This is a genomic window from Arthrobacter zhaoguopingii (assembly GCF_009828605.1).
GTDB classification, from domain to species: domain Bacteria; phylum Actinomycetota; class Actinomycetes; order Actinomycetales; family Micrococcaceae; genus Arthrobacter_D; species Arthrobacter_D zhaoguopingii.
Genome location: NZ_WIAE01000005.1, coordinates 49,932 through 62,532, shown reverse-complemented (window position 1 = coordinate 62,532; position 12,601 = coordinate 49,932). Strand labels below are relative to the sequence as shown.

The window sequence follows — 12,601 nt, the reverse complement described above, 5'->3', positions numbered from 1 at the left end:
GCCTGCCTTGAGGTGGAGGTGCAGGCCGGTCGACGGCCTGGGGAGGTGAGCAACGGCTGCTCATCAATATCTATCGGCGTCGGCCGCGGATTGGTAAGGAAACTCCCCGAGAGAATCTGGGTTCCGCCCGGGAGCGACGCAGCTGAACCCGGACCCTGACGCTGGACGGCGCCGCCGGTCCCTGACACCCTTGGAAACGTGGCAACCGAGGACGACGTGCGGCGCGTGTGCCTTTCCCTGCCGGGAGTCACCGAACGGTCGAGCTGGAACCAACCGGCGTGGTTTGCGCGCACCCTGATCGCCCGGATGTGGGCCGAGGGGGTGCTCACGGTGAAGACGCAGGAACGCGACGCGCTGCTCGCGGCCGATCCGGACACGTACTACATCACTCCGCATCACCGGCGATCGCCTGAACTGGTCCTGGTCCGCCTCGCCCGCATTGACGTCCGGGAACTGGAGGAGCTGCTCGACGAGTCCTACCGGATCGGGGGAGGGGGGCCCTCCTGATCAGCTGCCGGCGCCATGCGGGCGTGCCTCGGCCGTTCCCGAACCGGACCGATCCTGGTGCCGGCGGCGCCACGAAGCGGCCTCTGCACCCGAAAGCGACATTCGGGCCCGATATTTCAGCCGCGCTCGTCGTTTTGTGGTCCGCTGGTCGCATTGGGTGCGCCGGTCGTTCGTGGCCGCGCCCGACGACGTCGGTGGGTGCCACCGCCATCCGCACCCAGCAACGACGGCGGCGGTGCCCTGAAAGCGACTGCCGTACCCGATAGCGACGTCCGAGCCCGTTTTTTCGGCCGCGCTCGTCGTTTTGTGGCGCGCTGGTCGTTTTCGGCCGTGCTGGCCGCATCGGGGCGGCACTAAGGGGGGGAGGGCTCAGCCCGTGACGTCGAGGCTGCCCGTCCTGGCCAGATCGGCTGAGGCTGACTCCACGGCCCCGAGATGGCGGGCCACCGTCGCCCGCGCCTGACCCAGTGCGGCCAGTGCGTCCATCTGGGCCTCATTCACGCGGCGCGCATGCTCGCGGAGGTCGGCCGGCAGCGGGCCCAGGCCCTGCGGCGGTTCCCAGGCGGCGATGGCGGGAGCGGGAAGCTGCGGGTCGGAGGCGGCGCGCTGGGCCTCGAAGACGACGTCCTCGAGCTGGGCCAGCGCCGCGGTCCAGCCTGCACGCCCGAGGGCGCCGGCCCCCTCGGCTCCCGCGGCGTCAGGCCACACCAAGGCTCCCGGCGGATCGGGCCGGATCCCAGGAGTTCTGGGCCGGCAGAGATGCCGAGGCCTCGTGCCAGGCCTCGCGCAGCGGCTCGAGCAGGGCGATGCATTCCCGGGTGGCCTGGATGTCGCGGTGCATGTTGGCCGCCATCAAGGCGTTCGACACATAGGTGTAGAGCCCGAACAGGTTCTCCGCTCCGTCCCACGCGTCCTTTTTCAGGGACGAGGACAGCTCGGCGATGATCTCCTGCGCGTGGAGCAGCTGCGCCGACGCGGCCTGCCAGTTCTCGGCCGCCTGCGCCTGTTCGGCACGGGCCAGGTCGAGCAGCAGCCGGTCGTAGAGCATGGTGAGCAGCCGTGCCGGTGTCGCGGAGAGGACCGATTCCCGCAGGTACTTCCGGCGCTGGTCGGTGGAGGTGTTCATCATCATTTCTTTCCGTCACTTCCCTGGGTCGGCAGTGTGGCGAGCTGGGCGGTGAGCCAGCTGGACTGCGCGTTCATTGCCTGCATCGCCACTTCGAGCGCCGCGTAGGTGCTCTTCAGGCGTGCCTCGCGCGAGGCGAGCCGGATGTCCCAGTTCGCCACCTGATCGTTGAGTTCCCGGACCTGGCCCTCGCCGCTGGTGATCTTCGAGGCGATCACACCGCCGTACTTATCCGACGCCGTCTTCCCCGCCGCTTCGAGGCGCGAGCCGATGGTGCGCACGGCTGCGTCCACCGCCGCGGGGTCCTTCGCCAGCGCGGCCTTGAACTTGGCGGGGTCGAACTCCATGGTGCCGTTCTTGGTGATGCTGATGCCGTATTCGGACGGCGAGACACCGCCGATGGGGGCAGACGCCGCCGTGAGCAGGCTCTGGCCGATGCTCCGGACCGCGCTGTCGGTGGTGAACACCCCGAGGGTGGTGACCGGCTTGCCGTTTGCGTCGGGCGTGGTCGAGGTTTTCTGCTTGCTGGTGATGTAGGCGAGCACATCGTTGAGGCCCTTGACCAGTGCTTCGGCCTTGGCCGCTATGCCGTCGGCGTCCTGGGCGACGCTGACGGTGACAGGCGTCGCCGAGACCGCCGCAACGGTGACGGAGAGGCCGGTCTGCAGGTTCGCGAAGGTGTTGGTGCCCGAGGTGACCGGCTGTTCAGCGGCTGTTCCCTTCCACAGGGTGATCTGGGCGTCCTGGGCCGATTGAATCTGGGTGAAGGTTCCCGCGGTCCCGGAGAGCGTGAAGGCCCCGGCCGCGCCGGTGGCCTTGGAGGTGAGCTGGAGCCGGTAGTTGCCGTCACCGGTGGAGACTTTGGTGGCGGTGACGTTGGCGGTTGAGGCGTTGACTGCCTGAACGACGTCGTCGAGGCTCGTCGACGCGGCGGTGACCGTCACGGCGGTGCCGTTGGCGCCGGTGATGGTCAGGGAGGTGTCCGGCCACTGGGTGAGCGGGGCCGAGACGGAGCTCTGCTTGGTGGCGAGCCGGTCGATCGTGAATTCCACCGAGCCGGCGGCGGCGCCGGTGCCTGCGGAGGCCGTCGCCGCGGTCGAGGTTGACGTGGCCGTGAACAGGGAAAGGGCGCCTGGCTTCGCGGCGGCCGTTGACAGCGTGGTGAGATTGGCGATCCCGGTATTGAGCGCCTTCAGGGCGTCGACGGTGGCCTGGGTGCGCACCGATTTGTTGTAGAGGATGTTCTGCGGGATGCGTTCGATGTCCATCATGGCCTTGATGAGCGCCGTCGTATCCAGCCCGCTGGCCAGCCCGTCCAGTGAAAGTCCCACGAGTGTTCTCCTCCGAAGCGTCGATCTGGGTATTGAGGGTGAACAGGAACCGCCGGCGGCGGCACAGGCGGGCTGGGGTGCCCCGCCCGGCTGCCACCGGCGGTTCCGTTACGAAGCAGTCGGTTTAGCCGAGGAGCTTCAGGACGCTCTGGGTGGACTGGTTGGCCTGGGCGAGCATCGAAACGCCGGCCTGGGAGAGGATGTTGGCCTTGGTGAACTTGACCATCTCCTCCGCCATGTCGGTGTCGCGGATGCGGGATTCGGCGGCGGCCAGGTTCTCCTTGGAGACCGCGAGGGACTTGCCCGCGGACTCAAGGCGGTTCTGGGAAGCACCCAGCTCCGAACGCTGTGCCGAGACGGCGGCGATCGCGACGTCCAGTGCGGCGACCGTGGTCGTCGCGCCGGCCGAGGTGGCGACGTCGAATCCGGTTGCCCCGGCGACGCTGGAGAAGACCGGGCCGGCGCCGTTGATGCTGGCGTTGGCGTCGCCGAGGTTCACCGAGATGGTGTTGTCGGCGGCACCGTCGGCGCCAACCTGCAGGCTAATGACACCGGCGGTTCCAGCGGTACCGTCGAGGAGCTTGATGCCGTTGAAGTTGGTGGACGAGGTGATGCGGGCAAGTTCCTCACCGAGGGCATCGGCTTCGGTCTTGATCGCGGTGCGCGACGACGCGTTGTTCGAGTCGTTGCCGCCCTGGACAGCCAGGTCGCGCATACGGTGCAGGATCGAGTGGACCTCGGTCAGTGCGCCTTCAGCGGTCTGGATGACGGAGATGCCGTCCTGGGCGTTGCGCTGGGCAACCCCGAGGCCCGAGACCTGCGAGCGCAGGCCCTCGGAGATGGACAGGCCGGCAGCGTCGTCGGCAGCACGGTTGATGCGGAGGCCGCTGGAGAGCTTCTCCAGGGACTTGCTCAGGTCGTTCTGCGTGTTGGACAGGGCGCGGAAAGCGTTGTTCGCCGCGGTGTTGGTATTGATCTGCATACCCATGATCTATTCCTCCATGAATTGTTGTGTAGCGTCGGGCCCATCCTTGGGCCTTACGCAGAGAACAATCGGCGGCTCCGGCGGCGGCGTTAGCAGAACGCGAAAAGTTTTTTCCCATCGGGCTCGAGCCGGGCCCGACGGCGGCGCCGCACCTTACATCGGCCGGCATCCCGCCGATGGTTTCTACGTAAGGTGCGGCAGCAGGAAGCGACCGCTGAGCCAATCTAGGAGAGTCTTAGGCACTATGGGAATCCAGGAGCTATCAGCCCAGCTCTGGCATGAGCGTGAACTGCTTGAACTTCTGATGTTCAAGCTTGAGGAGGAGCAGCTCCTGCTCACGGCCGGGAAGACGCGCTGGCTGCAGCATGCAACCCGCGAGGTCGAGGGCGCCGTCGCCCTGCTGCGGGCCAGCGGCCTGGCACGCGACGTCGAGGTGCTTAATGTCGCGGCCGAGTGGGGTGCCGGGGAGAACGCAACGCTGCGCGAACTGGTGCAGCACGCACCCGTTGGCCCCTGGGCGGACATCCTCTCGCGGCACCTGCAGGTGATGACGGAGCAGACCGAGCGCATCAAGGAGCTCCGGGACGCCAACGCCCAGTTCCTCCGCGCCGCGGCCCGGTCCACCCAGGAGGCCCTCGCCGGGCACCGTGCGGAGGCCGGCACCTACGATGCCCGCGGCATGACCGCCGGCGTCGACACGTCACGGCTGATCGACACGAGGGTATGAGGGAGGCGTCATGGGCAGCACATTCGGAGCACTGAACACCGCGCTGAGCGGACTGAACGCCGCACGCCAGGGCTCGGCCGTGACCGGCCAGAACATCGCCAACGCCGCCACCGAGGGGTACACCCGCCAGCGGGTCACCACCTCGCCGATGGGCCCGCCCGCGCGCGTCGGGCTCTTCTCCTCGGGCGTGACGCCGGGCCAGGGCGTGCAGGTCGACGGCATCCGTCGCCTGGGTGACATCTTCCTCGACGCCAGGGTCCGGGCGACTTCGGCCGACGCCGGGTTCGCCGGGGCGCGGGTCAAGGCGCTCGACGGGCTCGAGGGGATCCTGCAGGAACCCGGCAAGAACGGCACCTCCGCCGCGCTGCAGAAGTTCTGGACCTCGTGGCAGGACGTGGCCAACAACGCCGGGGCGCCGGCGCCGTCCGGGGTCCTGCTCGAGGAGGCCGGCGCCCTGGCGGCCAAGCTCGCCCACGGGTACACCCAGATCGAGGCGCAGTTCTCCACGGACCGGCGCCAGCTGGACCTGCTCACCTCCGAGGTCAACGCCGCCGCCGTCCAGGTGGCCGAACTCAACGCCGGCATCCGCTCCGCCCTGAACGCCGGCGCCTCCGCGAACGAGCTGATCGACAAGCGGAACCTGCTCACCGCGGACATCGCCTCCCTCGTCGGCGGGACCGTCCGGCCCCTCGGCGACGGCACGGTCGAGGTGCTCGTGGGCGGGAACGTGCTCGTCTCGGGTGACTCGGCAAATGCCCTGCAGGTCAGCGGAGGCTACCGGCTCGAGGACGCTACCGCCGCCCCGGTCCGGCTCGAATGGGCCCACCGGCCCGGCAGCGCCGTTCCGCTCGACGGCGGCAGGATCGGCGGGATGGTCTCGACTCTCGCCCCGGCCAACGGCAAGGCGGCCGGCGGCGACCTCGCCGAGGCCGCGGCCGCGTACGACGCCTTCGCGGTGCGCCTCGCCGAATCGGTCAACGCGGTCCACCGCGGGGGAGAGACAGCCGACGGCCGCACCGGCCTCGACTTCTTCCGGTTCGATCCGGCGCTGCCGGCGGCCAAGGGCCTGCGGGTCGCGGCGGCCTCCGCCGCGGACCTCGCCACGGGCCGGCCCGGCGCCGGCGGAAAGGACGGCTCCAACGCGGACGCCATCTCCCAGATCCGCCATGCCACCGACTCCCCGGACCGGCTGTGGAGCGGCTTCGTCACGGCATTGGCCGTCACGGCGCGTGCCGACAACCAGCGCGAGGATCTCGCCGGGGTTGCCGCCGCGTCGGCGCTCGGCCTTCAGCTGTCCCAGTCCTCGGTCGACATCGATGAGGAGAGCGTCAGCCTGCTCACCTATCAGCACGCCTACCAGGCGTCCTCGCGGGTGATGACGGCCATCGACGAGATGCTCGACGTCCTCATCAACCGCACCGGATTAGTAGGAAGGTAACCAATGCTCAGCCGCGTCACCAACACCACCATGACGAACACCGCCCAGCGCAACCTGCAGGCCAGCATGATGCGCCGCGCCGAGGCCCAGGAACACGCAATGACCCTGAAGCGGATCAGCAGGCCCTCCCAGGACCCCATGGCCGCGGCGGATTCACTCCGGGTCAAGGCGGACCAGCAGTCGGCTGCCCAGTACACCCGGAACATCGACAACGGCAAGGGCTGGCTGACGGCCCTTGACTCCGCCCTGTCCAACACCAGCAAGCTGATGACGCGGGTGCGCGAGCTGACCATTCAGGGCGGCAACGAGACCCTGTCCCCGGCCGCGCGCAATGCGATCGCCGTCGAAGTCGAGGGGCTGAAGCGGGACCTGCTCGGGCAGGCCAACACTCGGTTCCTCGGGCGCAGCGTCTTCGCGGGCAACTCCGATGCGGAGGCCGCGTTCACCGGCACCCCGCCGGTGTTCACCGGAGCCCCCGGCAGCACCGTCGAGCGCCGGGTGGGTGAGGGGCAGACCATCCGGGTCGACGCCGACGGCGCCGCCGTGTTCGGCAACGGACCCGGTTCGGTCTTCGACCTGCTGGACGGGATCGCCGCCGACCTCCGCGCCGGCATCAGCACCTCGGCCCGCCTCGGCGCCGTCGACGCCCAGTTCAATCGAGTGTCGGCCGGCCAGGCCGAGATCGGGGCGCGGCATTCGCGCCTGCTGAACGCCGAGGACACCAACAAGGTCCAGGTGGCGGCGCTCGAGGAGCAGCGCGCGGGCATCGAGGACCTCGACCTGGCCGAGATGCTCACCAACCTCAAGATCCAGGACCTGAGCTACCAGGGCGCCCTGAGCGTCACTTCGAAGGTGCTCTCGCCGACCCTCCTGGACTTCCTCCGATGAGCGCTGCCGTAAGCTTCACCGCTCCTCCGCCGGGTTTCGAACCCCACGTCGAGTTCACCCTCGCCGCCATCGACGGCGCCGACGGGCTGTATTCGCTGACCGCGGCCGCCGACCGCGGGCTGCGGGTCTTTGTCGTGGATCCGGCGATCTACCTGCCGGAGTATCTTCCCCGGTTCTCGGCAGAACTCCTCGAGGCGATTGGCCTCGGGTCCGCACAGGACCCGCAGGTGCTCGTGGTGGCCCGCCCCGGCGGGGAGGCCACGACCGTCAACCTCCTGGCGCCGGTGCTCCTCAACCCCGAGACGGGGCAGGGCTCACAGGTGATCCTCAGCGACCAGCACTGGCCGGTCCAGGCCGAACTGCGCGCCTGAGGTTCCGCGCCGGGTGACGGCCTCCGCCGCGGCCCTCCGCCCCCGGGGTCCTCAGGGGCGGAACACGATCCGCACCCGCGGATCGGCGGCCGGGCCGCTGATGAAGGCGTCGACGGGAACCGGATCGAGGATCTCGCGGAAGCCCTCGGCGTCGGCCTCGGGGGCGAGCGCCCCCGCCGCGGGCTCCGGGCGGCGCGCCGCGCCGGAACGGGCAGGGCCGGAGCGGGCTGTGCTGCCGAAGGTGGCGACGCCCACCGGCTGGGAGATCAGCGCCGGGATGTTGGCGGTGAACCGGTCAAGGACGTAGGTTCCGGTCCGGCTCTCCCCCGTGCGCGGGTCGGTGTACTCGACCCGGACCGGCACGCGGATGTTGTTCCGGTCGCGGTCGAAGTGGGTCTGCGGGCGCACCGCGACCACCCGGCCCGACGCCCGGGTCCCCTTCCGCCGCGGAGCCGCCTCCTGCTGCTGCGGGCGGGGCCTGCGCAGCAGCAGGGCCGTCCCTCCGGTGAGCAGGGCAAGGCCGACGGCGGCGGTGAGGGGAATCCAGATTTCCACCCGGCCATCCTAAACCGGCCGGACCGCAGGTCTGCCCATTCCGCATTGCGGACCGGCCCCGCCGGCCGCACACTGTAAGGGTCCTAAAGCACACCAGAGATGGGGAGCAGCACATGGCCAGCAAAGTCTTCATCAACCTTCCGGTCAGCGATGTGGAGAGGTCCAAGGCCTTTTACACCTCCCTGGGCTGGACCCTGAACCCGTCCTTCAGCGACGAGAATTCCGGATCGCTCGAGGTCAACGACAGCATCTACGTGATGATCCTCAGCCACGAGCACTACCGGCAGTTCACCGACAAGCAGATCGCCGACACCTTGGCGACGTCGGGGGTCATCAACGCCCTCAGCGTCGACGACCCCGGGGAGGTCGACGCCTTCCTCGACCGGGCCCTGGCCGCCGGCGGCGCCGAGGGCAAACCCCAGGACTACGGCTTCATGCGGTCCCGGAGCTTCAGCGACCCGGACGGCCACGCGTGGGAGGTCTTCTGGATGGACCCGATCGCCTCGTCGGGCGACTGGGACGCCGTGCAGGAGAAGTACCCGCAGGCCCCTCCGGTCCCGTCCTGAAACCTGCCCTCCGGGCCGGCCGCCCGGCGCACCGCCGGCCGGACCTCCTGCTGTTGGTGGTGCTTGGAGGTTCGCTGGGCACCCTCGCCCGCTACGGCCTCGACCTGCTCCTGCCCGCGCCCGGCGGGCTTCCCCTTGCCACCTTTCTCATCAATCTCTCGGGGGCGTTCCTGCTCGGCTGGCTGCTCGAGCGCCTCGCCGCCGCCGGCCCCGACACCGGCCGGCTCCGGGCGGCGCGGCTGACCGCAGGCACCGGGTTCCTGGGCGGTTTCACCACCTACAGCGCACTCACCGTGGAGGCCGTGCTGCTGCTCGACGCCGGGCGCACGGCGCCGGGCCTGCTCTACCTCGCCGCGACGTTCCTGCTAGGCGCCGGAGCTGCCGCCTGCGGTGCCGCAGCGGGGTCGGCGGCCCGACGGCGCCCGGCCGCCGAGCGGTTGCCGGCCGACCCGCGGCAGGGGGGTGTTCCGTGACCGGTGCCGTGTTCGCGATCGCAGCCGCCGGAGGCCTCGGCGCCGGCGCCCGGTTCCTCCTCGACGGGATGATCTCCTCCCGGATGCGCTCCGGGTTCCCGCTCGGCACCGTGCTGATCAATATCTCCGGATCGTTCCTGCTGGGACTGCTCGCCGGGTTCGCCGCGTCCGCCGCCCTCGAGCGGTCCGTCGTCCTCGTCGTCGGCACGGGATTCCTCGGGGGCTACACGACCTTCAGCACCGCGAGCGTTGACACCGTCCGTCTCCTGAAGGCCGGCCGGTGGAGGCTGGCCCTGCTCTCGGGCCTCGGAACCCTGACCGCCGCCCTGGGCGCGGCGGCCGCCGGCTTCGCCCTGGCCGCGGCCTGACGGCTCCGAGGCCGTCGGCGCAGGTACCCCCTCCTTGCGCTCGATAGGTGAAGTGTGCTTCACTAATTGAACGCGGAGGGGAGTATCCCCCAATGTCCCGTCGTCAGTCCGGCCGCCCCTGAGCGGCTCGGCGGGACAGGCTCCATCACGAGCCGGGAAAGACCTCCAGTTAGTTGACCTGACTGGAAAGGCAAGACCCCATGACTGTTCCCTTCTGGGCATGGCTGGCAGTGATCGGCGTGATCGTCGCCATGCTCGCCATCGACCTGTTCGCCCACCGCCGCGCCCACGTGATCGGCGTCCGGGAGGCCGCCCTCTGGTCCGCCGTCTGGGTTGCCTTCGGTGTCGCCTTCGGAGCGCTCATCTGGCAGGTGTACGGCGCCGAGTTCGGCCAGCAGTACTTCGCCGGATACCTCATCGAGAAATCCCTGGCCGTCGACAACGTCTTCGTCTGGGCCATCATCTTCAGCTACTTCGCCGTCCCCCGCGAATACCAGCACAGGGTCCTGTTCCTCGGGGTCCTGGGTGCGCTCGTCTTCCGCGGCATCTTCATCGCCGCCGGCTCCGCCATCATCGCCTCCGCCGGCTGGGTGCTCTACCTGTTCGCGGCCTTCCTGCTCTACACCGGCTACCGGATGATCCGCCAGCGCAACGAGCATATGGAGCCCGAAAAGTCCCGCGCCCTCAAGCTGTTCCGCCGCTTCGTCCCGATGACCGATGCCTTCCACGGCCAGCGGTTCCTCATCCGGAAGAACGGCGTCCTCCTCGCCACCCCGCTGCTGGCGGTGCTCGTCCTCGTCGAGGTCACGGACATCATCTTCGCTGTCGACTCCATCCCGGCGATCTTCGCCGTCACCGACGAGGTATTCCTTGTCTTCACCGCCAACGCCTTCGCCATCCTCGGCCTGCGGGCCATGTACTTCCTGCTCGCCGACCTGATGCACCGCTTCATCTACCTCAAGGTCGGCCTCGCGCTGGTGCTGATCTGGGTGGGCATCAAGATGCTCCTGAAGATCGACATCTTCTACATCCCCACCCCGATTTCACTGGCCGTGGTCGTGACCATCCTGGCCGTGTCCATCGGTGCCAGCCTGCTCGCCACCCGCGGACAGGCCCGGCAGCCGCTGGCGTCCCCGGTGAACCCTCCGTTCCGGGTCGCCGATCCGGCCGAGACGGCCGAACTGGACCCGCTGTGGCGGCGTCCGGTACCCGCCGGGAAGGGCTCAGGACCCGACGGTGGTTCGACCCTCTAACGGGGAGCCGGACGCCGATCCGGCCGCAGGACAGGGAACCCCGCCGGTGCGCTCCGACCGGCGGGGTTCGCCCGCGTCGCACCCTTGGACCTTCCTGACCCACCACGGCCACGTGCTGCTGGCCGTGGCCGGCGATCCGGACATGCGGGTCGCCGACCTGGCGGACCTGGTCGGAATCAGCCCCCGCGCCGCGCTGTCGATCCTCAAGGACCTCGAGACCGCCGGATACCTGCGCCGGATCCGGATGGGGCGGCGAACCCACTACGTCATTGAGCCGCACCGGCACTTCCGGCACCCCGCCACGGCCGGCCACGAGGTCGACGAACTCATCAATCTGTTCACCGGGCACGCACCGGCCCCCGGCGGCGCCCCCGCCGCCGGGCCGTCCAGTCCGGGCGCTGTCCGCCCCCATTAGTTTTTCTACACGGGTGCGAAGTACCTTTAATGGGTGCTGAAGACCGCGCTCAAGCCCCGCTGGATCCTGACGCTGATCCTGGTGATGGCCCTTGCCGCGGTCTTTGTCCTGCTCAGCCAGTGGCAGTTCTCCAACTCCCGGCAGCAGGGGCCCGAGGCTCCGGCCGCCACCGAGACCGTCCGCCCGCTGACCGGCGTGATCGCCCCCGGCTCGCCCCTGACGGGAACGTCCGCCGACCAGATGGTCTCGGCCGAGGGACAGTTCCTGCCCGGCACCCGCCTCCTGGTCCGCGAGCGGCTCCAGGACGGGCGCGAGGGGCTGTGGCTGATCTCGGCGTTCGCCGTCGACGGTGCCCCGGGCTCCACCGCGGAAGCCGGCGGTGAAGCGCAGGAACCGGTGGTCATCCCCGTGGTGCATGGGTGGGTGCCCGACGCCGGCGCCGCGGCGCGCGTGCCCGAACTCACCGGCCCGGCCGCCCTCACCGGACGCCTCCTCCCCGCCGAGGGTCCGGTTGCCGCGGATCCCGTGGAGGGCCAGGTGGCCGCCCTGGCCACCGCGGAACTCGTCAATGTGTGGGACCGCCCCTCCTATGCGGCCTTCATCGCGTCCGCCTCCATCACCGTTGACGGAGAGGCGGTCCCCGTGCCGGCGCCGCTGGCGGCCGTGGAGGTGGCGCCCCAGCCGCAGGAGCGGCCGGTCAACTGGCTCAATATCTTCTACGCCGTGGAATGGGTCGTCTTCGCCGGTTTCGCCTTCTTCCTCTGGTGGCGGCTCGTCGCCGACGACTACCGGCGGAGCCTCGAAGACGACGAGGACGACGAGGACGGAGTCGGGAACCAGGACGAAGAGCCCGCCGCGGCCGGCGCCGGCAGCACCCGGAATGACTTCGACAACGACACAGCGTCGGATGAACCGGCCGCCGCGGTCCCCGCCGAAGCAGACGACGACGGCGCCGCCCGCCCCGGCGCCACCCACCCAACGGAAGCAGGAACACGTGAATAAGCAAGGCACCTCCCCGAAGCCCGCCGCGAAACGGAGGTTCGGGGGGACCCACGCCCAGATCCGCTCGGCCCTCAGCTTCTACAAGCTGCTCGCCTACGCCACCGGTGTCATGCTGCTGCTCGTCGTCGTCGAAATGGTGGCCAAGTACGGGTTCAATGCCGAGATCGTCGCCGGCGGCGGAGCGGGCGTGCAGTTCCTGTCCGAGGCGGAGGCCGACGCCTCGGGCGGCTTCAACCTCTCCAAAGCGGTGCTGATCGTCCACGGCTGGCTCTATGTCGTGTACCTGATCGCCGACTTCCGGCTGTGGCAGTTCCTCCGCTGGCCGTTCTCGCGCTTCCTCCTGATCGCACTCGGCGGAGTGGTGCCGCTGCTGTCCTTCATCGTGGAACGGCGCGTCCACCGGGAGGCCGAGGCGGACCTCGCCTCCCACCCCGAAGCGGCCCCCCGCTACTGACCGGCCGGTCCGGCGCGGGCCCAGACGGCGGCCCGGCGGCACCGGAGGACCGGGTCCGCCGCCGGGCCCGTCCCCTGCCAGCCACCGGCCCGTCACCAGGTCACCGATCGTCCGGGGACCGAGGGTGCCAATGTGCGGGGCG

The 12,601-nt window shown here is 69.8% G+C and carries 17 protein-coding genes; 12 read left to right on the top strand and 5 right to left on the bottom strand.

What is annotated here, in order from left to right; genetic code table 11:
• Window positions 1–198: 198 nt before the first annotated feature.
• Window positions 199–507, top strand: a complete 309-nt coding sequence (locus GVV77_RS07740) for an MmcQ/YjbR family DNA-binding protein (protein WP_159617568.1) — start codon at window positions 199–201, stop codon at window positions 505–507.
• A gap of 369 nt (window positions 508–876) precedes the next feature.
• Here the strand turns inward: GVV77_RS07740 and GVV77_RS07735 are convergent, their stop codons facing one another.
• The 4 genes from GVV77_RS07735 to GVV77_RS07720 form a co-directional block, all read right to left on the bottom strand.
• Entirely contained in the window at window positions 877–1,215 is a 339-nt protein-coding gene (locus GVV77_RS07735; RefSeq protein WP_159801092.1) for a hypothetical protein, read from the bottom strand.
• Complete coding sequence (gene fliS / locus GVV77_RS07730; RefSeq protein WP_343033047.1) at window positions 1,205–1,639, bottom strand: flagellar export chaperone FliS; 435 nt, start codon at window positions 1,637–1,639, stop codon at window positions 1,205–1,207. The genes GVV77_RS07735 and fliS overlap by 11 nt, the downstream gene beginning before the upstream one ends.
• On the bottom strand, window positions 1,636–2,964 hold the full coding sequence (gene fliD / locus GVV77_RS07725) for a flagellar filament capping protein FliD (protein WP_159617566.1): 1,329 nt from the start codon (window positions 2,962–2,964) through the stop codon (window positions 1,636–1,638). The genes fliS and fliD overlap by 4 nt, the downstream gene beginning before the upstream one ends.
• A 124-nt stretch (window positions 2,965–3,088) precedes the next feature.
• Window positions 3,089–3,952, bottom strand: coding sequence for a flagellin N-terminal helical domain-containing protein (locus GVV77_RS07720; RefSeq protein WP_201291322.1), 864 nt, complete (start codon window positions 3,950–3,952; stop codon window positions 3,089–3,091).
• Between the two features lie 241 nt (window positions 3,953–4,193).
• On the opposite strand from GVV77_RS07720, the gene GVV77_RS07715 reads away from it, so the two are divergent.
• The 4 genes from GVV77_RS07715 to GVV77_RS07700 are packed head-to-tail and all read left to right on the top strand — an operon-like array spanning window position 4,194 to window position 7,373.
• Window positions 4,194–4,676 (top strand): flagellar protein FlgN, encoded by a 483-nt coding sequence (locus GVV77_RS07715; RefSeq protein WP_159617565.1) that lies wholly within the window; start codon window positions 4,194–4,196, stop codon window positions 4,674–4,676.
• A gap of 10 nt (window positions 4,677–4,686) precedes the next feature.
• Window positions 4,687–6,114 (top strand): flagellar hook-associated protein FlgK, encoded by a 1,428-nt coding sequence (gene flgK / locus GVV77_RS07710; protein ID WP_159617564.1) that lies wholly within the window; start codon window positions 4,687–4,689, stop codon window positions 6,112–6,114.
• Between the two features lie 3 nt (window positions 6,115–6,117).
• Window positions 6,118–7,002, top strand: a complete 885-nt coding sequence (gene flgL, locus GVV77_RS07705) for a flagellar hook-associated protein FlgL (RefSeq protein ID WP_159617563.1) — start codon at window positions 6,118–6,120, stop codon at window positions 7,000–7,002.
• Complete coding sequence (locus GVV77_RS07700) at window positions 6,999–7,373, top strand: flagellar assembly protein FliW (RefSeq protein ID WP_133404027.1); 375 nt, start codon at window positions 6,999–7,001, stop codon at window positions 7,371–7,373. The genes flgL and GVV77_RS07700 overlap by 4 nt, the downstream gene beginning before the upstream one ends.
• Window positions 7,374–7,424: 51 nt before the next feature.
• Here the strand turns inward: GVV77_RS07700 and GVV77_RS07695 are convergent, their stop codons facing one another.
• Entirely contained in the window at window positions 7,425–7,928 is a 504-nt protein-coding gene (locus GVV77_RS07695; protein ID WP_159617562.1) for a hypothetical protein, read from the bottom strand.
• A 113-nt stretch (window positions 7,929–8,041) separates the two neighbouring features.
• On the opposite strand from GVV77_RS07695, the gene GVV77_RS07690 reads away from it, so the two are divergent.
• From GVV77_RS07690 to GVV77_RS07660, 7 genes are all read left to right on the top strand, one after another.
• On the top strand, window positions 8,042–8,494 hold the full coding sequence (locus GVV77_RS07690; protein ID WP_159617561.1) for a VOC family protein: 453 nt from the start codon (window positions 8,042–8,044) through the stop codon (window positions 8,492–8,494).
• Between the two features lie 56 nt (window positions 8,495–8,550).
• Window positions 8,551–8,967: a fluoride efflux transporter FluC gene (locus GVV77_RS07685; protein WP_246199697.1), complete on the top strand. Its 417-nt coding sequence runs from the start codon at window positions 8,551–8,553 to the stop codon at window positions 8,965–8,967.
• Window positions 8,964–9,335, top strand: coding sequence for a fluoride efflux transporter CrcB (crcB, locus tag GVV77_RS07680; RefSeq protein ID WP_159617560.1), 372 nt, complete (start codon window positions 8,964–8,966; stop codon window positions 9,333–9,335). Before GVV77_RS07685 ends, crcB begins: the two co-directional genes overlap by 4 nt.
• A gap of 200 nt (window positions 9,336–9,535) precedes the next feature.
• Window positions 9,536–10,588: a TerC family protein gene (locus GVV77_RS07675; protein WP_159617559.1), complete on the top strand. Its 1,053-nt coding sequence runs from the start codon at window positions 9,536–9,538 to the stop codon at window positions 10,586–10,588.
• Window positions 10,572–11,003 carry a winged helix-turn-helix domain-containing protein gene (locus tag GVV77_RS07670; RefSeq protein ID WP_343033046.1) on the top strand — a complete coding sequence of 144 codons (432 nt, stop codon included), beginning with the start codon at window positions 10,572–10,574 and terminating at the stop codon, window positions 11,001–11,003. Before GVV77_RS07675 ends, GVV77_RS07670 begins: the two co-directional genes overlap by 17 nt.
• A 33-nt stretch (window positions 11,004–11,036) precedes the next feature.
• Window positions 11,037–12,005 carry an SURF1 family protein gene (locus tag GVV77_RS07665; protein WP_159617558.1) on the top strand — a complete coding sequence of 323 codons (969 nt, stop codon included), beginning with the start codon at window positions 11,037–11,039 and terminating at the stop codon, window positions 12,003–12,005.
• A complete protein-coding gene (locus GVV77_RS07660; RefSeq protein WP_246199696.1) occupies window positions 11,998–12,459 on the top strand; it encodes a DUF3817 domain-containing protein in 462 nt (153 codons plus the stop codon). The genes GVV77_RS07665 and GVV77_RS07660 overlap by 8 nt, the downstream gene beginning before the upstream one ends.
• Window positions 12,460–12,601 lie beyond the last annotated feature (142 nt).